We start from the raw sequence: 20667 nt of genomic DNA, 5'->3' as shown, positions 1-20667 counted from the left end.
GGATTGGCCTTGGCGGGCCGTCCCGCGCCATGCCTAGGGTCGGGGCATGAGAATCCGTATCGTCGACGCGTTCACCGACCGCCCCTTCGCAGGCAACCCCGCCGGGGTCCTGGTGCTGGATTCCGACGGCTTCCCCGATGACGACCGGCTTCAGCGGATCGCCATGGAGCTGAACCTCTCGGAGACCGCCTTCGCCCACCCGCTGCCTCCGGGCGGCGAGGCCGACTGGGCGCTCCGCTGGTTCACCCCGGCCACCGAGGTCGACATGTGCGGGCACGCCACGCTCGCCACCGCGCACGTGCTGCACACCACCGGGGCGGCGAGCGGCACGGTGCGGTTCTCGGCCCGGTGCGGGATCCTCGCCGCGACCGTCCACCCGGACGGCACCGTCACCCTCGACTTCCCCACCGCCCCGCTGACCCCGGAACCGGTCCCGGCGGGGCTGGCCGCCGCGCTGGGCGCCGAGCCGCTCTCCGTCCACGACACCGGCCCGCACATCGGAGACCTGCTCGTCGAGGTGTCCGACGAGGCGACCGTACGGGCGCTGGCCCCGGATCTCGCCGCGCTGACCGAGGTGTCCCGGCGCGGTGTCGTCGTCACCGCCGCCGCGGATCCCTCCCTCGGCCACGACTTCGTCTCGCGCTGCTTCTTCCCGCGCGTCGGGATCGACGAGGACCCGGTGACCGGCAGCGCGCACACCGCGCTGGCCCCCTTCTGGTCGGCGCGGTTCGGCCGCGACGAACTGACCGGGCTCCAGGCGTCCGCCCGCTCCGGCCTGGTCCGCACCGCGCTGCGGGGTGACCGCACGCTGCTGACCGGCCGCGCCGTGACGGTGATCGACGGCGAGCTGCTCCCGGAGCTCTGAACTTCCGTACGGAGGACGGGCCGTCCCGGGGGGGGCGGTCCGTCACGGAGGGGCGGTCCGTCACGGCGTGGGCAGCCAGTCCACCTTCCCGGCCAGCAGGGCGTAGCCGACGAACGCGCCGACGTCCAGCAGTGTGTGCGCCGCGACGAGCGGGCCGACCCGGCCCCAGCGCCGGTACAGCAGGACGAAGACGACGCCCATCACCATGTTGCCGATGAAGCCGCCGATCCCCTGGTACAGGTGGTACGAGCCGCGCAGCACCGAACTCGCGGCCAGCGCGGCCATGGGCGACCACCCCAACTGCCCCAGTCTGCGCAGCAGATACCCGACGACGATCACTTCCTCGACGACGGAGTTCTGGATCGCGGACAGGATCAGCACCGGGAACTTCCACCACACGTCGGGCAGTGATTCCGGGACCACGGTCAGGTTGAACCCGGCGGCGCGGGCCACCAGGTAGAAGGCGAGTCCGGCGCTGCCGATGCCCGCCGCGACCAGCGCGCCGCGTCCGAGGTCCGGCCACGGCCGGGTACGGTCGAAGCCGATGGCGCGCAGTCCGGTGCCCTCCCTGATCAGGAAGTGCGCGACCAGTGCGACAGGCACCAGCGCCGTCGTGATACCGAAGAGTTGCCAGGCGAGATCCAGCCATGGGCGCCCCGGAGCGTAGGAGCTGTTGAGCGTTGCGGCCTGCTCCTTCAAACCTCCTGGTTTCGTCAGCGATCCGACAAAACTGATCAGGGCAGACACCCCGCTGGCCCCCAGCGAGAGAGCCAGCACGAGGACCGTCTCGGACCGCAGAATCCTTCGCCCAGCGGCCTGTTGAGGGTAAGAATCAGCCATAAGCCCCACCTCCACCTGTACACCTGCCTTCAGTTGTGCATTCATGCCCCATCCCGCTCCCCGTCCGGCTAGGGTCTCGAATGCAGGTACGAAGATCATGCGCGACAGGCCGGGGGACGAGCACCATTCGCCGATGGTGTGGTCCCCCTTTTTCCTTGTACATCCTCAAGGAGGGGCACCACCGACATGGGACGTCACAGCTTGCCGGACGACTACGCCGACGACGGGAGCGGGGGCGGGTCGCCGCGGCGCCGGCGTACCGTCGTGATCGCGACCATGCTGGTACTCGCGATCGCCGGGGGGACGGCCGTCGCGGCCCAGGGCGGCCTGCTGTCGTTCTCGAAGAGCTGCGCGGACTCGGCCGTACGGCTGTCCGTCGCGGTCTCGCCGGACCTCGCTCCCGCCGTGCGTGCCGTCGCCGACAAGGCGCGCGAGGACGAGGTGCGGACGGACGGCCGCTGCCTGTACGTGTCGGTCCGGGCGCGCGACTCGTACAAGGTCGCCGAGTCCCTCTCCCGCGACACCCGCGCGCCGGACTTCCAGGTCTGGCTGCCCGATTCGGACCTCTGGGTCGACCGGGCCAAGGGCACCGGCGACGGCGTCCCGGTCACGCCCGGCGACTCCGTCGCCACCTCCCCCGTCACCCTGGCCATGGTGCCGTCGGCGGCCAGAAGCCTCGGCTGGCCGAAGAAGCAGTACACCTGGGCGGAGTCGACGGCCGTGGTCATGGAGTCGGGCAAGGTGCGCCTGGGCGCGGCCGACCCGGCCCGCAGCGCCACCGCGCTGATGGCGCTCGCCGGCATCGGCGCCTCCTCCGGGAAGGCGGGCGGCGACAGCGACACCCGGGGCGCGGAGACCGCCAAGCTGCTGGCGCAGCGCATGTCGGACAGCGACGCGCAGGTGCTGGAGACCCTGGCGCAGAACGACTCGGGTGCCGAGCAGGGCAATCCGCGGCGCAATCAGGCGGTACTCCTCTCCGAGCAGGCCGCGTTCGCGCACAACGCCGAGTCGTCCGGTGGCGGAAAGCTCGACCTCTTCTACCCGAAGGGCGGCGCCCCGCTCCTCAACTACCCGTACACGCTGGTGAACGAGGACGGGATGAGCACGTCCGAGAGCCGGGCGGCGCTGCGTTTCATGACTCTGCTCGACGAGCCCGGTCCGCGGGCCGTCCTGGCGAAGCACGGGTTCAGGAACGCCGACGGCGAAGCCGCGCCGGAGGTGGTATCCGCCGCGGGTGGCAGGAAACCCCAGCCGTACGCGGCCGCCGCCCGGACCCCGGACGCCGAGGCGCTCCAGCAGACGCTCGGCATGTGGACGATCACGGTGCAGAGCGCCCGGCTGACCACGGTCGTCGACGCGTCGGGGTCCATGGCCACGATCGTGCCGGGGCGCGGCCAGTCCCGGATGGACGTCACCAAGGCGTCCCTGATCCAGGCCCTGGACCAGTTCACCCCGAACGACGAGATCGGGCTCTGGGAGTTCACCACCTCGCTCGACGGGAACAAGGACTACCGCCGGCTGGTCCCGACCGCCCGGCTGGGAGATCCGATGAAGGGCGGCGGCACCCACCGCCAGAAGCTCTCCGCCGCCTTCGCCGCGCTCCAGCCGGTGCCGAACGGTGCGACGGGGCTGTACGACACGATCCTGGCCTCGTACAAGGACGCCCAGGCGACCTATGTGAAGGGCAAGTTCAACGCGGTCGTCATCCTCACCGACGGATCGAACCAGGACGACCTCTCGATCTCCCGCAGTGCCCTGATCACGGAGCTGCGGCGGATCGCCGATCCGGAGCGTCCGGTGCCGCTGCTGGCCATCGCGGTCGGCCCCGAGGCCGACCGCGAGGAGCTCGACGAGGTCGCGAAGGTGACCGGCGGCGGAGGCTACCAGGTCATCGACCCCGCCGAGATCCAGATGGTGATCCTGCAGGCCATCATGACGGCCGGCCAGAACGGGCACGCCGCTCAGGAGTAGCGGCGGTCCTGCCGGGGCGCGCCCGGGTCACGGCTTGGGCGCCCCGGTCGGCCAGGTGTGCACGGGCTCCCCGCTGTGCATCAGTTCGGCGTAGCGGCGGGTGGTCGCGGCCAGCGCCGCGTGCCGGTCGAGCCCGGCCTCCCGCGCCCGGTGGTAGGTGTCCGCCTGCCAGGAGGCACCGTTCACCCGCCGCCGGCACCGTTCCTCGATGACACCGAGGAAGCGGTCGCGGTCCGCGGGCTCGATGTTCCACGCGTCGAGCCCGGCCGCGGCGAGCGGCAGCAGTTCGTCGCGTACGAGCTTGACCGCGGGCACCCGGGTCAGCCCGCCCGCGCGGCCGGGGCGCGGCCAGACCAGCTCCGCGTCGATGCCCGCCCGGCAGGCGGCGTCGAAGTTCTCCTCCGCGGCGGCGAACGGCAGCCTGGTCCATACCGGGCGGGACTCCTCGGCGAGCGAGCGCACGAGGCCGTAGTAGAGGGCAGCGTTGGCGATCATGTCGATGACGGTGGGGCCGGCGGGCAGCACCCGGTTCTCCACCCTCAGGTGGGGGACGCCGTCGACCAGTCCGTACACAGGGCGGTTCCAGCGGTAGATCGTCCCGTTGTGGAGCACCATTTCCGCCAGCCGGGGTACGCCGCCCTCGTCGAGGACCCGCAGCGGCTCCTCCTGGTCGTGGATCGGCAGGAGCGGCGGGAAGTAGCGCACGTTCTCCTCGAAGAGCTCGTACGCCGAGCCGATCCACCGCTCCCCGAACCAGGTCCGGGGCCGTACGCCCTGGTTGCGGAGCTCGGGCGGGCGGGTGTCGGTGGCCTGCTGGAAGAGCGGCGGTCTCGACTCCCGCCAGAGCTCCCGGCCGAACAGGAAGGGCGAGTTGGCGCCCAACGCGATCTGGACACCGGCGACCGCCTGGGACGCGTTCCACACGTCGGCGAACCGGGCGGGCGTCACCTGGAGATGGAACTGGACCGAGGTGCAGGCGGCCTCGGGGGCGATCGATGCGGAGGTGGAGACCAGCCGCTCCACACCCTGGATGTCGAGGGCGAAGACCTCGCCCCGGGCAGCCACCATCTGATCGTTCAGCAGCGTGTAGCGCTCCGCGTCCGAGAGACTGGAGAGCACGAGGTCCTCGCGGCGCAGCGTGGGAAGAATACCGATCATCATGAGCCCGGCATCGACCTCGCCCGCCTTCCGGTGGGCATATCCGAGCCCGGCCCGCAGCTCTTCGGTGAGCTGATCGAGAACGCGGCCGCCCAAGTGGTGGGGCACCACGTTCACCTCCAGATTGAACATCCCGAGTTCCATCTGGAAATCGCGGCTCGCGATACGCGGGAGGACCTCCCCATTCATCATCTTCGGCATGCCGTCGGCACCCGCGAGATTCAGCTCGATCTCCACACCCATGAGGCTGCGCGGACGGTCGAACCGCCGCTCCGAGAGAAGTCGCTCCAGCCCCTCCAGGCACTCGTGGAGCTTCTTCCGGTACCTCTGCCGATCGGACAGGTCAAAGACGCCCGCCACGACCTTCTCCCCCATCGAAGCGTCCCTCCCTCGGTGGACGGTCCACGGCCCAGACCGCTCGTATCACGATCGATAATGCCCAGAGCAGATGATCCATAACGCCCCCGGGAACGCCACCGACCCACTAGTCTCATAACAGCCGCTCGGGGCACATTCCAAAGGCATGATGCGGGGTGTGTTTGCCGGTCGGCGGAGGGAAAAACAGGGACGTGTTTCAGCCGTCCGCGTTCCATGAAAAACGCCAGGCGAAGGCTGTGCAACCGTCAGGTAATCAGCACGTTCTCCGCATATTCGAGTCTTGATACCGCCTTGCTTCCATTGCCTGCGACGACTAGTGGAATCACTGTGTGAACGCGTTTCGTATAAACTTCGCGGACGAGGCAGAGAGTTGACGCACCGGCCCGGTCCCGGCCCCTCTGGCCCCGCATGCCGACAGCGCCGTCTGCACCCGCCCACGCACCACCGTGTCTCCGAAGCGAGAGGCGACCCACCATGCCGCTGCATCTCTTCCCGGCTCCCGCGCCCGCTCTGCGCAGCGTTCTCGCGGCCCTCGGTTCACCCACCGCCGTACGCGAAGCCCGCACCCCCGCCCTCCGGTCCGCCCAGGGACCGCTCAGCCCCGAACTCCCGCTCCCGGTCCACGTACTGGAGCGGATCGGTCCGAACGGCCCGGCCCCGGCGACCCGGCTCACCGGATGGCGGTTCCTGATCCGCGACGCGGAGCGGGCCGTCGCGGCGGCGGACACCATGATCACCGCAGACGGCTGGACCTTCTCGCACTTCTTCGAGGGCCCCTACATCGCCTCGACCGAGCTGGCCCTGCGCCAGGCGGAGACTGTGGCGCCGCGCTACCAGCCGCGGCTGCTGTCCATCCCGGAGCTGTACATGCTGACGCTGTGGCTGCACGGCGACGCCGAGGCGGACGCCGCCGCCGGGGAGCTCGCCCCGGCCGACCTCCTGGTCCCCCTGGCCCCCGCCCCACCGGGGATCGCCGCGCACCGCCCGCACCGGGTCGCCGATCTGCTGCGCGTGATGACGCTGCGCATCCCGCCCGGCCCGGGGCCGCTGCTCGGTTCCCCGGCCTGAGGTCCCGTCCGCCTTCTCGCTCCGTGCCCCGCCGCCGTCCCGGTGGCGGGGCACGGTGCTCCGACGGGGCCGAACGGGTGCCGGGGCCAGAAGGGTTCCGAGGTGGGGGCGCATTCCCCGCCCGTCCGGACTAGCCCGTACCGGCCACCCCGAACCATCCGAATTGACAGTGCAGTTGCGGTGAACCGTCCGCGTGGGTGACACGTCCTCCGGGTCAGGAGAAGTGCTGCTTCGAAATCCCTGCGGATTGACGCCCGTGGGGCAACACTGGGACCGGACCGATCGATACGGGGGACGGCCATGAACAGCTCATCCAGCCGCAGGACATTCACTACAACGCAGCGAGAGAACCCAGCCATGTGCCAACATCAGCCATCGTGCCCGACCGCCGACTCAGCCGACCGGGAGGCCGCCCGCCTGACGGCGCACCATCCGGAACAGGGCTGGAGCCTGCTGTGCAACGGCGTCCTGCTCTTCGAGGACACCGGCGAACTGCTCCCGGACGGTCAGATCATCGCCCCGCACCGGCCACTGGCGACCGACCGGGTGGTGAAGGCCGCCTGACCGCGGCCGACAACGAACGGGGGCCGGCCCGGAGAATCCTCCGAACCGGCCCCGGCACGCGTCCGCGTCACACGGCGGTGCTCACACCTCAGTGGTCGTACTCGTCCAGCGGCGGGCAGGAGCAGACGAGGTTGCGGTCGCCGAAGGCACCGTCGATCCGGCGCACCGGCGGCCAGTACTTGTCGGCGGCCACGACACCGGCCGGGAAGACAGCCGTCTCACGGCTGTACCCGTGCTCCCACTCCCCGCCGACCATCCCGGCGGTGTGCGGGGCGTTGCGCAGCGGGTTGTCGTCCGCGCTCCACTCGCCGGAGGCCACCTTCTCGATCTCGTCGCGGATGGCGATCATCGTGTCGCAGAAACGGTCCAGCTCCGCGAGGTTCTCGCTCTCCGTCGGCTCGATCATCAGCGTCCCCGCGACCGGGAACGACATCGTCGGCGCGTGGAAGCCGTAGTCGATCAGCCGCTTGGCGATGTCGTCGACGCTGACGCCGGTGGCCTTGGAGATCGGCCGCAGGTCCACGATGCACTCGTGCGCGACCAGCCCGGCCGGGCCGGTGTACAGGATCGGGTAGTGCGGCTCCAGCCGCTTGGCGATGTAGTTGGCCGCCAGCACCGCGACCTGCGTCGCACGCTTCAGCCCCTCCCCGCCCATCAGGCGCACGTACGCCCAGGAGATCGGGAGGATGCCGGCCGAACCCCACGGAGCGGCCGAGATCGGCCCGACCCCGGTCTCGGGGCCCGCCGCGGGCTGGAGCGGGTGGTTCGGCAGATACGGGGCGAGGTGGGCGCGCACGCCGACCGGGCCGACGCCGGGGCCGCCGCCGCCGTGCGGGATGCAGAAGGTCTTGTGCAGGTTCAGGTGCGAGACGTCGCCGCCGAACCGGCCCGGCCGGGCGAGGCCCACCAGCGCGTTGAGGTTGGCTCCGTCGACGTAGACCTGGCCGCCGGCGTCGTGCACCTCGGCGCAGATGTCGGCGACGTGCTCCTCGAACACCCCGTGCGTCGACGGGTACGTGATCATGAGCACGGCGAGCTCGTCGCGGTGCTTCTCGATCTTGGCCCGCAGGTCCTCGATGTCCACCTCGCCGTCGTCGGCGGTCTTCACCACGACGACCTTCATCCCGGCCATCACGGCGCTGGCCGCGTTGGTGCCGTGCGCCGAGGAGGGGATGAGGCAGACGGTGCGCTGCTCGTCACCGTTGGCCCGGTGGTACGCCCGTACCGCCAGGAGACCGGCGAACTCGCCCTGCGAGCCCGCGTTCGGCTGGATCGAGACCGCGTCGTACCCGGTGACCTCGGCGAGGCGCTCCTCCAGCTCACGGATGAGGGTGAGGAAGCCCTCGGCCTGCTCGGCCGGGGCGAAGGGGTGCAGCGCGCCGAACTCGGGCCAGGTGATCGGCTCCATCTCGGTGGTCGCGTTCAGCTTCATGGTGCAGGAGCCGAGCGGGATCATGCCGCGGTCCAGCGCGTAGTCCCGGTCGGAGAGCCGGCGCAGGTAGCGCAGCATCGCGGTCTCGGAACGGTGCTGGTGGAAGACCGGGTGGGTGAGGACCGCGTCGGTACGCAGCAGCCCCTCGGGCAGCGCGTCGGCGACGGTGGCGTCCAGCTCCTCGATGTCGCCCTCGGCGCCGAAGGCGGCCCAGACGGCGGCGATCTGCGTCCGCGTGGTGGTCTCGTCGCAGGCGACGGAGACCAGGTCGGCGTCGACCGGGCGCAGGTTGACCCCGCGCGCACGGGCCTCGGCGACGACCTCGGCCGCCTTGCCCGGGACACGGACGGTGAGCGTGTCGAAGTGGGCGCCGGTCACGACGTCGACACCGGCGGCGCGCAGCCCCGCGGCCAGGATCGCGGCGTAGCGGTGGGTGCGCCGGGCGATCGTCCGCAGCCCGTCCGGACCGTGGTAGACGGCGTACATCCCGGCCATGACGGCGAGCAGCACCTGCGCGGTGCAGATGTTGCTGGTGGCCTTCTCGCGGCGGATGTGCTGCTCACGGGTCTGCAGGGCCAGCCGGTACGCCTTGTTGCCGTCGGCGTCGACGGAGACGCCGACGAGTCGGCCCGGGAGGCTGCGGGCGAACTTCTCGCGCACGGCCATGTAGCCGGCGTGCGGGCCGCCGAAGCCCATCGGGACGCCGAAGCGCTGGGTGGTACCGATGGCGATGTCCGCGCCCAGCTCGCCGGGCGAGGTGAGCAGGGTCAGGGCCAGCAGGTCGGCGGCGACCGTGACGATCGCGCCCAGCTCGTGGGCCTGCTCGACGAGGGGGGCGATGTTCCGCACCTCGCCGGAGGCGCCGGGGTACTGCACCAGGACGCCGAAGACACCGCGCTCGGCGATCTCGGCCGGGATGCCCTCGGACAGGTCGGCGACGACGACCTCGACGCCGGTGGGCTCGGCGCGGGTCTCGATGACGGCGACGGTCTGCGGCAGGGCGTCGGCGTCGACCAGGAAGACGCCGTTCTTCACCTTGCCGACGCGCCGGGAGAGCGCCATGGCCTCGGCGGCGGCGGTGCCCTCGTCCAGCAGGGAGGCGCCGGAGGTGGGCAGCCCGGCCAAGTCGGCGACCATCGTCTGGAAGTTGAGCAGGGCCTCCAGGCGGCCCTGCGAGATCTCCGGCTGGTACGGCGTGTAGGCCGTGTACCAGGCGGGGTTCTCCATGACGTTGCGCAGGATCACCGGCGGGGTGAAGGTGCCGTAGTAGCCGAGCCCGATCATCGGGGCCAGCACCTGGTTGCGGTCCGCGAGGTCGCGCAGCTCGGCGAGGACCTCCGCCTCGGTGCGCGCGGCCGGCAGCCCGAGGGCCTCCGTGCTCTTGATGACATCGGGCACCGCGGCCGCGGTGAGCTCGTCCAGCGAGCCGTAACCGACCTGGGCGAGCATCTTCGACTGCGCCTCGGCATCGGGTCCGATGTGGCGCTGCTCGAACGGAATACCCTGCTCCAGCTGGGAGAGCGGAGTGCGACGGGGGGTCATGGTGGAGGCCTCCTGGTCTGTCACGACCTGCGAGGGGCACCCCGGCGCGGGTGCCCGAACGGCCTCCCCCTCTGTCATCTCGACCTGAGAGCTTCACCGGCGCGCTTTGCGGCGTACCGGCTTTCACCGTCGGTGAGGTCGGGATTCGTACCGGCACCCGGCCGTACGAAGCCCGTCCTGCTTTCCAGAGTGACCTCGTCCGTGCGGTACGGGGGCCTGAGAGATTCCGGGGAGGATTTGCTCCTTCGGCGCCCTCCGGATCAGCTCCGAAGGACTCTCCCGCACGGGGTCAGCGGCCATGACCAGCCTACCAGCGGGGTTCGTGGCCGATTTCTCAAGTGGCCAACCACCCGGATCTGGCCTTTTGTAGTGCTTGTGGAGTAGTTGCGACCAATGGGAGGGACCGTGCAGACCGACATCGATCCGCGGAGCCTGATCGGCCGCAAGGCGTTCGACCGCAAGGGCGTCAAGATCGGGACCGTGGACGAGGTGTACCTCGACGACGCGACCGGGGTGCCGGAATGGGCGGCCGTACGCACCGGGCTCTTCAGCCGGGACGCGTTCGTACCACTGGAGCCCAGTGAATTCGTGGCGGACACCCTCCGGGTCCCCTTCGACCGGGCGCTGATCAAGGACGCGCCCGACTTCGGCGTGGGCCGCCACCTCTCCCCCGAGCAGGAGCTCCAGCTCTACCGCCACTACGGGCTCGACTCCCCGCCCGGCGACGTCCCCCCGGACCGGGACTTCGGCAGGCTGGCCGGCCAGGACGAATAGTCCGGCGGATTCCTCACCAGCGGCAGCGGCTCGGCCGGTCCGAGCTCCGGATCGTCCGTGCGGAACGTACGCACCCGGCCGGGCGGCGACTCGGGCTCCTCGAACCGCACCGTCACCCGGCCGACACCGCTGCCCTGCACCCAGCCGTGGCCGTACTCGGCATGCTCCACGTCGTGTCCGGCGGACCAGCGCCGGTCCGCGCGCTCCTCGACGGTCTCCGGGGCCTTCGCCCCGGGCCCGCCCCTTTCCCCGGCACTGTCCTCGTCCGCCGCCGGTGGCTCCTCCAGCGGCTCTCCCGCCACCGCCCGCTCCTCTGCCGCCGCCTGGGCGAAGAGGTCCTCCTGCGTGTAGTCGGCGAGCCCCGTGACGCCCACACCGAGGAGCCGGACGCCCCCGGTGGTGTCCACGGCCTCCAGGAGCCGCGCGGAGGCCTCACGGACCACCGTGGGGTCGTCCGTGGGCCCGCGGAGCGTCTCGGACCGGGTGAGCGTCGAGAAGTCGTAGCGGCGCACCTTCAGCACCACCGTCCGCCCGGACCTGCCCGCGCCCCGCAGCCGCTGTACGCACCGGTCGGCCAGGCGCTCGACCTCCGACCGGATCCGGACCCGGTCGTGGAGATCGGCGTCGAAGGTGTCCTCCACCGACACCGATTTCGCGTCCCGCTCCGCGACCACCGGCCGGTCGTCGTGTCCGAGAGCCATTCGGTGGAGCGCGCCGCCGTGCGCCTTGCCGAGCAGCCGTACGAGCTCGTCCTCACCGGCCTCGGCCAGGTCGTCGACGGTGGTCATCCCGGCGCGGCGCAGATGGTCCGCCGTCGCGGGCCCCACCCCGGGAAGGATCCGCACGGGCTTGGGGGCGAGCAGCTCCCGCTCCGTGCCCGGCGCTATCAGCCGAAGCCCGTCGGGCTTGGCCTCCTCGGAGGCGATCTTGGCCAGCATCTTGGATCCGGCGAGCCCGACCGAGCCGGTGAGCCCGGTGACCGCTCTGATGGCCTCCCGCAGCCGCGCGCCGATCTCCAGGGCCGAAGCCGTGTCGTCGGCCGTGCCCCCGGCCTCCAGGTCCACGAAGGCCTCGTCCAGGCTGAGCGGCTCCACCAGCGGGGAGAGCCGTGCGAGCAGCTCCATCACCTGCTCGCTCACCGTCCGGTACAGCTGGAAGCGGGGCACCAGGTAGGCCGCGTTGGGCGCGAGGCGCCGCGCCTGGGCCATCGGCATGGCGGAGTGCACCCCGAAGCGCCGCGCCTCGTACGAGGCGGTGGCGACGACCCCGCGCGGCCCCAGCCCACCCACCACGACCGGTTTGCCGCGCAGGCTCGGCTTGGCCGCCTGCTCCGCCGAGGCGTAGAAGGCGTCCATGTCGAGATGGAGGATGGTGGGCGCGGCTCTCACACCCACCGATGCTGCCCTACGGCACTGACAATCGCCGTGACCAGGACGTCCGCCGGGTCAGCCGGCCCGGTTGCGCCGCCGCGCCAGTTCGTCGGTGGGGTTGTTCCGGACGAGGGTCTCGCCGGTGTCCACCCGCTCGCCGTGCAGCTGCGAGAGCGCGGCGTCTACGTCCTGCCACACCACGCCCACGGCGATGCCGAAGATCCCCTGGCCGCCCTGGAGCAGGCTGACGACCTCGTCGGGCGAGGAGCACTCGTACACCGTCGCCCCGTCGCTCATCAGCGTCATCCGCTCAAGATCCTGGAAGCCGCGGGCCCGCAGGTGCTGCACTGTGGTGCGGATGTTCTGGAGCGCCACGCCGGTGTCCAGGAAGCGCTTCACGATCTTCAGCAGGACGACGTCCCGGAAGCTGTAGAGCCGCTGCGTGCCGGAACCGTACGCGGGGCGCACACTCGGCTCCACCAGCCCCGTACGCGCCCAGTAGTCGAGCTGCCGGTAGGTGATCCCGGCCGCCGCGCAGGCGGTCGGCCCGCGGTATCCGATGTCGTCGGCCGATGCCACTGCGCCCCCCGCCACCGCCGGTTGAACCGGTTGCACGACGGTGCGGTCGGCTGTACTTCCCTGCTGCGAATACGACCCGCCCGCTGCCGTACCGTCGCCGCTGCTTCTCACGCCGACCTCCGTCCTTGACCTGCCTTATCGAAGGTAGGCAGTCACTCGGGGTGCGTCAACGATCGCCACACTCGGCACGCCGAGTGATAATCACCCCGAGGGTGGTTTCCTCTGCCCCGCAAACGGGAAAGGCTGGCCGGATGTGCTGACGGCGGCCCGAGGACGGTCACTGGCTGTTGGTGCCGAAGTCCTCCGGAGAGATCTGGTCGAGGAACTCGCGGAACTTCTCCACCTCGTCCTCCTGCTCGTCCGGGATCGCGATGCCCGCGTCGTCGAGCACCCCGTCGCTGCCGTAGATCTTCGTACCGGTGCGCAGGGCGAGCGCTATGGCGTCGGACGGCCGTGCGCTCACCTCCACCCCGCTGGCAAAGACCAGCTCCGCGTAGAAGACCCCTTCCCGGAGGTCCGTGATGCGGACCTCGGTGAGCTCCTGGCCCACGGCCTCGAGCACGTTCTTGAAGAGATCATGGGTCAGCGGTCTGGCCGGAGCCATGCCCTGCTGAGCGAAGGCGATCGCGGTCGCCTCCCCGGGACCGATCCAAATGGGGAGGAACCGGTCGCCTCCCACTTCACGCAGGAGCACGATCGGTTGGTTCGAGGGCATTTCCACCCGGACACCCACAACGTCGAGCTCGTTCACACAGCAACCCTAGGACGTGCCCGGCAGGTTTGGGTAGTCGGGCGCCCGCGCGACTCAGTGGAGCCGGATGTGCAGGGCGCTCTGGACGAAGGCCGAGTGAAGCCGTACGGACAGCTCCGCGAGCTCCTTCGCCGTGGCCTCCGCATGGGCTCTGGTCTGCGGATTCCGGTGTCTGCGCAGGGGTGCGACCACCTGCTCGATGAGCCCGACCTCACGGTCCGCGGCCGCCCGCATGGCACGCAGGTGACGCGGTTCGAGTCCGAACCTGCCCAGATCCGCCACAAGCTTGGCGACGGTGACCGCCTCGGCGTCGTAGCCGCCCTCGGCGGTCGGGGTGACCAGACCGTACGACTCCCACTCGTCGAGCTCGCTCTCGGTGACCTCGGCGGCGGCCAGCAGCTCCGCACGGCCGATCCGGGCCGCGGTGGGCCGTCCGGGCTCCGGGAGGGTCCCGTCGCCGGGATCCCGGGGGCCGCCCCCGGACGGCAGGGCGGCCTGTTCACCGCGGGCGAGGGCGTCCAGATGCTCGCGGATGACCTTCAGCGGCAGGTAGTGGTCTCGCTGCATGCGCAGCACCTGGGCCAGCCGCTCCACATCGGCACCGCGGAACTTGCGGTAGCCGGAGGGGGTCCGCTGCGGCTCGACGAGCCCCTCGGCCTCCAGGAAGCGAATCTTGGAGATCGTGACCTCGGGAAACTCTTCCCGCAGCCGCAGCAGCACCGTCCCGATGCTCATGGGGCGGTCGTCGCCGGTGGCGGTGCCGACCCCGGCACCGCCCGTCGGTGTTCTCAGCATGGCCCTTCCTGGGGTTCCCCCCGACGGCGTCAGGGAGCGGGTCAGATACCGCGCTGGCTCGCGTAGAAGACCAGCCGGTACTTGCCGATCTGCACTTCGTCACCGCTGGACAGGGCGACGGAGTCGACCGGCTCACGGTTGACGTACGTACCGTTCAGACTGCCCACGTCCCCGACCGTGAAGCTGCCGTCGACACCCCTGCGGAACTCCACGTGGCGACGCGACACCGTCACGTCGTCGAGGAAGATGTCGCTCTGCGGGTGACGGCCCGCCGTGGTCAGCTCGCCGTCCAGCAGGAAGCGACTGCCGGAGTTCGGACCGCGGCGCACCACCAGGAGCGCCGAGCCGAGCGGCAGCGCCTCGACGGCGGCCTGCGCCTCGGGCGAGAGGGACGGAAGCGCGGTCTGGCCGGTGGCCTCCGGGTCGTACGCCTCGAGACCGGAGATGGAGATGGTCGAGGTCGTCTCGGAGGCACGCTCCGGAATCCCGCCCCGCAGCGGCGTACCGCAGTTGGAGCAGAACCGGCCGGCCTCGGTGTTGCGATGGCCGCACCTCGGACAGACCGGCATGGGCGAACCCTCCTGGCTGGAGGCGAACCCTCCACCCGAACTCGAGGCCGACGATTCCCCGAAACCTATGCGGGCGGCACCGGCAGGGTCAACAGACGACGCGCCGGTTGCGCCCGAATTGTCACTCCCCGTACCCGATACCTGATCACGGAAGAGCGGGCGTTCCGAACCCTGCTCCTCCGCCTGTCCATGGCGCGGTGCGCGATGGCGGGCGGCCTCGTCGCGAGCGCTCTTGCCGAACAACTTCCCAAACAACTTCACGGGCGATTCCCCTTGACCGAAATAGACCCGCCCGTGGGGCAGGACGAACCCTGAATGAACACACCTGCCGACCCGGACATCTTCACAACGTCCGTATCCACCCGACAGTTTCCACCACGCACCACCAATACGGTGCGGCGACCCCCCGCAACCTCGCGCCCGTGTCCTTCGACCCCTCCGCGCCGCGATGTCACGGTGACGACGACCGAGCGTAGTCAGGCTGCTCCGCCCGTCGCAAGGCATCCACGACGATGTCGTCGGCCTGGGCCACCCGCACGGTGGCCTGCTCCTTCTCCAGGGTCTGCACCACACCGCCCGGGATGTTGAGCGCCGGCTCCAGGTCCTGGGGCTTGCCGATCACCTTGAAGACGTACGGCTCGGTGATCTTACGGCCGTCGACGGCGACGTGGCCGCCCTCACCGGAGAAGTAGGTGTTGGCGACCACCCGCACCCCGTTGACCTCGATCGCCTCGGCGCCCGCCGCACGCAGCTCCTGGAGCGCGTCCAGCAGCATGTCCGCCTTCACCCCGTCCCCGGGGTCGTGGACGGTGAGGGTGATCCCGGGCCCGTGGGCCGCCACGGTGCCCGCGAGGATACCGAGTTGCCGCTCCTTCTCGACCGTCTGCTTGCGCGCCTCCTCGGCCTGGTCGGAGCTGTTCTCCAGCTCCGTGCGCTGGGCGGCCAGCCGTTGCTTCTCGTCCTCCAGCCGCTGCGTCCGGTCGTCCAGCTCGTCGAGGATCCGGACCAGGTCCTCCTGCCGGGCACCGCGCAGTGCGCTGTTGTCGCTGGTGGACCGCACCTGGATGGCCAGTCCGAGCCCGAGCACGAACAGCAGCACCGCGACGGTCAGTTGGGCCCGTGTCACCCGTGGCGGCCAGAGACCGGCGGCCAGCCGCTGGCGGCCGGTGAGTTCCTGCGCGGGACCCTGTACCGGCTTCTCGGCCCTCTCGGGGCCGTCGGGAAGTTCTTCGTCGCTCATCGCCATCAGGCCCGGAAGACGTGCCGGCGGATGGCCGCGGCGTTGGAGAAGATCCGGATCCCGAGCACGACCACCACACCGGTGGACAGCTGCGCGCCCACGCCCAGCTTGTCGCCCAGGAACACGATGAGGGCAGCCACCACGACGTTCGAGAGGAACGACACGACGAAGACCTTGTCGACGAAGATCCCGTCGAGCATGGCCCGCAGGCCGCCGAAGACGGCGTCGAGGGCGGCCACGACGGCGATCGGGAGATACGGCTCGACCACGGCCGGCACCTCGGGCCGGACCAACAGCCCGACCACGACTCCCACGACGAGGCCCAGTACGGCGATCACGATGTGCCCTTCCCTGTGTCTGCCGCACCACTGCCGGTGTCTGCGGCACGATAAGGCTCTGCTGTACGTACGATCAGGCTCGGCGCGACCGGGAGGCTGATCTTCTGCTGTGCGGACAGGCTCGTCCGGATGTCGAAGGTGTCCTTGAGGGCCTGCAGGTACTGCCCGTCGGCAGTGTCCTGGAAGGCGGCGGCGAGCTGCTTCCCGTTCCCCACCGCCAGCACCGTGTAGGGCGGTACCAGCGGCCTGTTGTCGACCAGTATGGCGTCGCCAGCGGCACGGATCGCCGACAGGGCCGTGAGCCGCTGGCCGTTGATCGCGATGGCCTCCGCTCCGGACTGCCACAGTCCGTTGACGACCCGTTGGAGGTCCCGGTCCCGGACCCGCCCGGTGTCGGCGAACCCGTTGGTCTCCCTGGGACCGCCACCGCCCTGGTCGGTGTCCTTGGCGTCGTCGACGACGAGCTTCACGCCGGGCCCCTCGACCGGGGTCGCCCCGGCGAGCAGCGCCACCCGCTCCCCCTGGTCCCCGCCGTGCTTCTCCAGGGCCTTGCGCTGGCGCCTGCCCACGTCGTCCCGGAGTTCGTCCACCTCCGCCTCAAGGCTGTCGGCGGCCGCGGTCTCGTCGTCGATGCGCCCGATCAGCTCCTGCCGCTCCTTGGCGAGGACCGGTGCGGAGACCCGCGCCTCCGCGGCCCCGAGCGTCACCACGAGCGCGGCGAGCACCAGGCAGGCGGCGAGGCCGAGCCTGGACTTGAGCGTGCGGGGCATGCCCGCCGTCCCGTCGGCCTCGCGGCGCGCCGACGCCTCGGCGTATCCGTCGTCGAGGCTGTGGTCCATCACGTTGGTCAGCAGCGACATGGACGCGTCGGGACGCGCGGGAGGAGAGGCGGTACTCCGATCGGGGGGCTGCTGCGACATGCCGCACATCGTCGCACGTTGCCGAGGCTACCGCCGAATGGCCCCACCGGTGTGCCCGAGGCCGTCGCCGACCGCCGCCGGACACACCGGTGGCGGCGTCACCGGCCCGCACCCTCCACGACGGCCGCCCACTCGTCCAGCAGCAGCTGCGCGGAGGCGTCGTCGGGCCCCTCGGCCCACAGATGGGTGACCGCCTCGGCCGGGTCCGGGAGGACCATCACCCAGCGTCCGTCGGCCTCGACCACCCGTACACCGTCCGTCGTGTCGACGTCACGGTCCCCGGCGGCCTCCACGACCCGGCGCATCACAAGCCCCTTGACGGCCCAAGGAGTGGCCAGGTCACGGCGCAGGACATGGGCACGGGGGATGCGCGCATCGATCTGGCTGAGCGTGAGCTGCGTCCTGGCCACCAGCCCGAGGAGCCGCACGAAGGCGGCGGATCCGTCGAAGACACTGCTGAATTCGGGAACGATGAAGCCGCCGAGCCCGTCTCCACCGAAGATGGTGCCTTCCTCGCGCCCCACGCGCGTCAGATCGTCCGGTGACGTGGTCGTCCATTCGACCTGTGTTCCGTGGTAAGCCGCCACCTGCTCGGCGACGCGTGTCGTGGTGACGGGCAGGGCCACCCGCCCGCTGCGCCGTTCGGCCGCCACGAGATCGAGCATCACCAGGAGCGCCCGGTCGTCCTCGATGATCCGTCCCCGCTCGTCGACCAGGGAGAGCCGTTCCCCCACCGGGTCGAACCGTACGCCGAACGAGGCCCCGGCCGAGGCGACGATCTCCCCCAGCCGCACCATGCCGGAGCGCCGTGACTCGGCGGTCTCGGTGGGCCGCGATTCGTCGAGGCCGGGATTGATGGTGAGCGCGTCGACACCGAGCCGCCCGAGCAGGCTCGGCAGGACGAGCCCGGCACTGCCGTTGGACGCGTCGACGACGACCTTGAGTCCGGCGTCGGCGATGCCCGTGGTGTCGACGTTCCGCAGCAGCGATCCGGTGTACGAGTCGAAGACGCTGGACGGGAAGTGCAGGTCCCCGATCTCGCCCGGGAAGGCCCGGCGGTACTCCTGACGTGCATAGACCCGGTCCAGCTTCCGCTGGCGCGCCTGCGACAGGTCGGCGCCCCGTTCGTCGATGAACATGATGTCGACCGAGTCGGGGACCCCTGGAGAGGTGCGGATCATGATTCCGCCGGCGCTCCCCCGCGCGGTCTGCTGGCGGGCGACGGGCAGCGGTACGTTCTCCAGGTCCCGGACGTCGATGGCGCTGGCCTGGAGAGCGGAGATCACTGCGCGTTTGAGTGCGCGGGCGCCGCGGGAGTGATCACGCGCGGTGGTGACCGTCGCCCCCTTCTTGAGGGTGGTGGCATAGGCTCCGGCGAGCCGGACCGCCAGCTCGGGAGTGATCTCGACGTTGAGGATTCCGGACACACCACGGGCACCGAAGAGGTGCGCCTGCCCGCGCGATTCCCAGATCACCGAGGTGTTGACGAAGGCACCGGCCTCGATGGTCTTGAACGGGTAGACCCGGACATTGCCCTGAATGATCGATTCCTCGCCGATCAGGCACTCGTCGCCGATGACGGCGCCGTCCTCGATGCGTGCCGCTCCCATGACGTCGGTGTTCTTGCCGATCACGCATCCGCGCAGATTGCTGTGCTGGCCGATGTAGACGTTGTCGTGGATCACGGCCTTGTGCAGGAAAGCACCGCTCTTGACCACCACATTCGATCCGATGACCGTGTGTTCACGTACTTCGGCGCCTGCTTCGACCTTCGCGTAGTCACCGATGTAGAGCGGCCCTCGAAGCACCGCGTCGGGATGCACTTCCGCGCCTTCCGCGACCCACACACCGGGCGAGATCTCGAATCCGTCGATGTCGACGTCGACCTTGCGCTCCAGCACGTCGGCCTGTGCCTTCACGTAGCTCTCGTGTGTACCGACGTCCTCCCAGTAGCCCTCGGCGATATAGCCGTAGATGGGCTTGCCCTCCTTCATGAGCTGGGGGAAGACGTCACCCGACCAGTCCACCGAGACATCGGCTGCGACATAGTCGAAGACCTCGGGCTCCATGACGTAGATGCCGGTGTTGACGGTGTCCGAGAAGACCTGGCCCCAGGTGGGCTTCTCCAGGAAGCGCTCGACCTGGCCCCCCTCGTCCACGATCGTGATGCCGAATTCCAGCGGGTTCGGCACCCGGGTCAGACACACCGTGACCAGGCCGCCCTTTTCCTTGTGGAAGGCGATGAGATCGGTCAGGTCGAAGTCGGTGAGCGCATCCCCGGAAATGACCAGGAAGGTGTCGTCCTTCAGTGCCTCTTCGGCATTCTTCACGCTCCCGGCGGTACCGAGCGGCTTCTCCTCATTGGCATAGCTGAGCTCCATTCCGAGCTCTTCGCCGTCCCCGAAGTAATTCTTGACCAACGAGGCGAGGAACTGGACCGTTACGACGGTCTCGTTCAGCCCGTGCCGCTTGAGCAGCCGAAGCACATGCTCCATGATCGGCCGATTGGCGACGGGCAGAAGAGGCTTGGGCATGCTCGAAGTCATGGGGCGAAGGCGTGTGCCTTCGCCGCCAGCCATCACGACGGCCTTCATGTCGGAAACGTCCTCCTTGAAGAGACGACGGTTTAGCCGACTTCGCCCGTCAGGGCACCATCCTGGTCATCAGTGGCGGGCCGGCCACACTGCGCGGCACCGCGGTAACGAGCTCAATCGGCTTCTGCGTCCGCCTTGACGAGTCGGCGGACCTGAACGACGTAGAGGATCCCTGCCCACCAATAGAGCGTTGTACCCCAACCTGCGAACGCCCATCCGAAAATAGCGGCCACCGATGCCAGCCAACCACTTCCGTCGCTGAGCAGCAACAAGGGGAACGCGTACATGAGGTTGAACGTGGCCGCCTTGCCGAGGAAGTTCACCTGGGGCGGCGGATAGCCGTGGCGTCGCAGGATTCCGACCATCACGAGGAGCATCAGTTCCCGGGCCACCAGCACTGCGGTGAGCCAGAGCGGGAGGATCTCGCGCCAGGTGAGGCCGACAAGGGTCGAAAGGATGTAGAGGCGGTCCGCAGCGGGATCCAGGAGCCGGCCGAGGTTGCTGATCTGGTTCCATCGACGCGCGAGCTTGCCGTCGAGGTAATCGCTGATTCCGCTGAACATCAGCACGAGCAGAGCCCAGCCATCGCTGTGGGGTCCGCCGAACACGGGGCGAAGAATCAGCCACAGGAAGAGCGGAACGCCGACGAGGCGAGCCATGCTGAGGATGTTGGGGATGGTGAGTACCCGGTCCGTCTGAACCCGAGTCTCCTGAACCTCCACCCGGGGGCCTCCTGTGAAGAAAGTGCCAATGATGCCCCCTGACCTTACCCTCAGCCACCGTCGCCGGTTGCACAGGGGTGACGGCAATAGGCGTAAACGCAAAAAAGCCCCGTGTCCACAAGAGACACGGGGCTTTCCCGTAAAAGAAGTTCGGCGGCGTCCTACTCTCCCACAGGGTCCCCCCTGCAGTACCATCG

At 70.0% G+C, this 20667-nt stretch carries 18 protein-coding genes and 1 riboswitch; of the genes, 5 read left to right on the top strand and 13 right to left on the bottom strand.

Annotated elements, in window-relative coordinates:
* Window positions 1-46 precede the first annotated feature (46 nt).
* Window positions 47-865 carry a PhzF family phenazine biosynthesis protein gene (locus ACIQGQ_RS33720; protein ID WP_402403379.1) on the top strand — a complete coding sequence of 273 codons (819 nt, stop codon included), beginning with the start codon at window positions 47-49 and terminating at the stop codon, window positions 863-865.
* Window positions 866-925: 60 nt separating this feature from the next.
* Here ACIQGQ_RS33720 and ACIQGQ_RS33715 read toward each other — a convergent pair whose 3' ends face one another.
* Window positions 926-1705 carry a CPBP family intramembrane glutamic endopeptidase gene (locus tag ACIQGQ_RS33715; RefSeq protein ID WP_402403376.1) on the bottom strand — a complete coding sequence of 260 codons (780 nt, stop codon included), beginning with the start codon at window positions 1703-1705 and terminating at the stop codon, window positions 926-928.
* 186 nt (window positions 1706-1891) lie between these two features.
* Between ACIQGQ_RS33715 and ACIQGQ_RS33710 the strand changes: the two genes are divergently transcribed.
* Window positions 1892-3676, top strand: coding sequence for a substrate-binding domain-containing protein (locus tag ACIQGQ_RS33710; RefSeq protein ID WP_402403374.1), 1785 nt, complete (start codon window positions 1892-1894; stop codon window positions 3674-3676).
* Between the two features lie 27 nt (window positions 3677-3703).
* Here ACIQGQ_RS33710 and ACIQGQ_RS33705 read toward each other — a convergent pair whose 3' ends face one another.
* Entirely contained in the window at window positions 3704-5209 is a 1506-nt protein-coding gene (locus ACIQGQ_RS33705; protein ID WP_402403371.1) for a glutamate-cysteine ligase family protein, read from the bottom strand.
* Window positions 5210-5686: 477 nt separating this feature from the next.
* Here ACIQGQ_RS33705 and ACIQGQ_RS33700 point away from each other — a divergent pair, with 477 nt between their 5' ends.
* Window positions 5687-6280: a hypothetical protein gene (locus ACIQGQ_RS33700; protein ID WP_402403369.1), complete on the top strand. Its 594-nt coding sequence runs from the start codon at window positions 5687-5689 to the stop codon at window positions 6278-6280.
* A gap of 357 nt (window positions 6281-6637) precedes the next feature.
* A complete protein-coding gene (locus ACIQGQ_RS33695) occupies window positions 6638-6844 on the top strand; it encodes a DUF5999 family protein (RefSeq protein WP_402403366.1) in 207 nt (68 codons plus the stop codon).
* A gap of 88 nt (window positions 6845-6932) precedes the next feature.
* Here the strand turns inward: ACIQGQ_RS33695 and gcvP are convergent, their stop codons facing one another.
* On the bottom strand, window positions 6933-9818 hold the full coding sequence (gene gcvP, locus ACIQGQ_RS33690; RefSeq protein WP_402403363.1) for an aminomethyl-transferring glycine dehydrogenase: 2886 nt from the start codon (window positions 9816-9818) through the stop codon (window positions 6933-6935).
* 194 nt (window positions 9819-10012) lie between these two features.
* Window positions 10013-10110: riboswitch (glycine riboswitch) on the bottom strand.
* Window positions 10111-10211: 101 nt separating this feature from the next.
* Between gcvP and ACIQGQ_RS33685 the strand changes: the two genes are divergently transcribed.
* Window positions 10212-10592 (top strand): PRC-barrel domain-containing protein, encoded by a 381-nt coding sequence (locus ACIQGQ_RS33685; protein WP_352280516.1) that lies wholly within the window; start codon window positions 10212-10214, stop codon window positions 10590-10592.
* On the opposite strand, the gene ACIQGQ_RS33680 is transcribed toward ACIQGQ_RS33685, so the two are convergent.
* From ACIQGQ_RS33680 to pgsA, 10 genes are all read right to left on the bottom strand, one after another.
* Window positions 10517-11980 carry a DNA polymerase IV gene (locus ACIQGQ_RS33680; protein WP_402403359.1) on the bottom strand — a complete coding sequence of 488 codons (1464 nt, stop codon included), beginning with the start codon at window positions 11978-11980 and terminating at the stop codon, window positions 10517-10519. The genes ACIQGQ_RS33685 and ACIQGQ_RS33680 overlap by 76 nt on opposite strands.
* Before the next feature lie 57 nt (window positions 11981-12037).
* A complete protein-coding gene (locus ACIQGQ_RS33675; RefSeq protein WP_352280514.1) occupies window positions 12038-12577 on the bottom strand; it encodes a MerR family transcriptional regulator in 540 nt (179 codons plus the stop codon).
* 241 nt (window positions 12578-12818) lie between these two features.
* Window positions 12819-13292 (bottom strand): bifunctional nuclease family protein, encoded by a 474-nt coding sequence (locus ACIQGQ_RS33670; protein WP_352280513.1) that lies wholly within the window; start codon window positions 13290-13292, stop codon window positions 12819-12821.
* 54 nt (window positions 13293-13346) lie between these two features.
* Window positions 13347-14087 (bottom strand): MerR family transcriptional regulator, encoded by a 741-nt coding sequence (locus ACIQGQ_RS33665; protein ID WP_402403356.1) that lies wholly within the window; start codon window positions 14085-14087, stop codon window positions 13347-13349.
* Between the two features lie 41 nt (window positions 14088-14128).
* Window positions 14129-14917, bottom strand: coding sequence for an FHA domain-containing protein (locus tag ACIQGQ_RS33660; protein WP_402403353.1), 789 nt, complete (start codon window positions 14915-14917; stop codon window positions 14129-14131).
* A 190-nt stretch (window positions 14918-15107) separates the two neighbouring features.
* Window positions 15108-15896: a DUF881 domain-containing protein gene (locus ACIQGQ_RS33655; protein ID WP_402403350.1), complete on the bottom strand. Its 789-nt coding sequence runs from the start codon at window positions 15894-15896 to the stop codon at window positions 15108-15110.
* 5 nt (window positions 15897-15901) lie between these two features.
* Window positions 15902-16234, bottom strand: a complete 333-nt coding sequence (locus tag ACIQGQ_RS33650; RefSeq protein WP_003970459.1) for a small basic family protein — start codon at window positions 16232-16234, stop codon at window positions 15902-15904.
* Window positions 16231-17154 carry a DUF881 domain-containing protein gene (locus tag ACIQGQ_RS33645; protein ID WP_402403347.1) on the bottom strand — a complete coding sequence of 308 codons (924 nt, stop codon included), beginning with the start codon at window positions 17152-17154 and terminating at the stop codon, window positions 16231-16233. Before ACIQGQ_RS33645 ends, ACIQGQ_RS33650 begins: the two co-directional genes overlap by 4 nt.
* A gap of 98 nt (window positions 17155-17252) precedes the next feature.
* Window positions 17253-19748 (bottom strand): sugar phosphate nucleotidyltransferase, encoded by a 2496-nt coding sequence (locus tag ACIQGQ_RS33640; RefSeq protein WP_402403344.1) that lies wholly within the window; start codon window positions 19746-19748, stop codon window positions 17253-17255.
* A 113-nt stretch (window positions 19749-19861) separates the two neighbouring features.
* Complete coding sequence (gene pgsA, locus ACIQGQ_RS33635) at window positions 19862-20470, bottom strand: CDP-diacylglycerol--glycerol-3-phosphate 3-phosphatidyltransferase (protein ID WP_402403341.1); 609 nt, start codon at window positions 20468-20470, stop codon at window positions 19862-19864.
* Between the last annotated feature and the right edge of the window lie 197 nt (window positions 20471-20667).

It is taken from the genome of Streptomyces sp. NPDC092952 (assembly GCF_044754785.1).
In the GTDB taxonomy this organism is placed as follows: Bacteria; Actinomycetota; Actinomycetes; order Streptomycetales; family Streptomycetaceae; genus Streptomyces.
The sequence above is the reverse complement of the archived record's forward strand: the minus strand, read 5'-3'. Positions and strand labels throughout refer to the sequence as shown.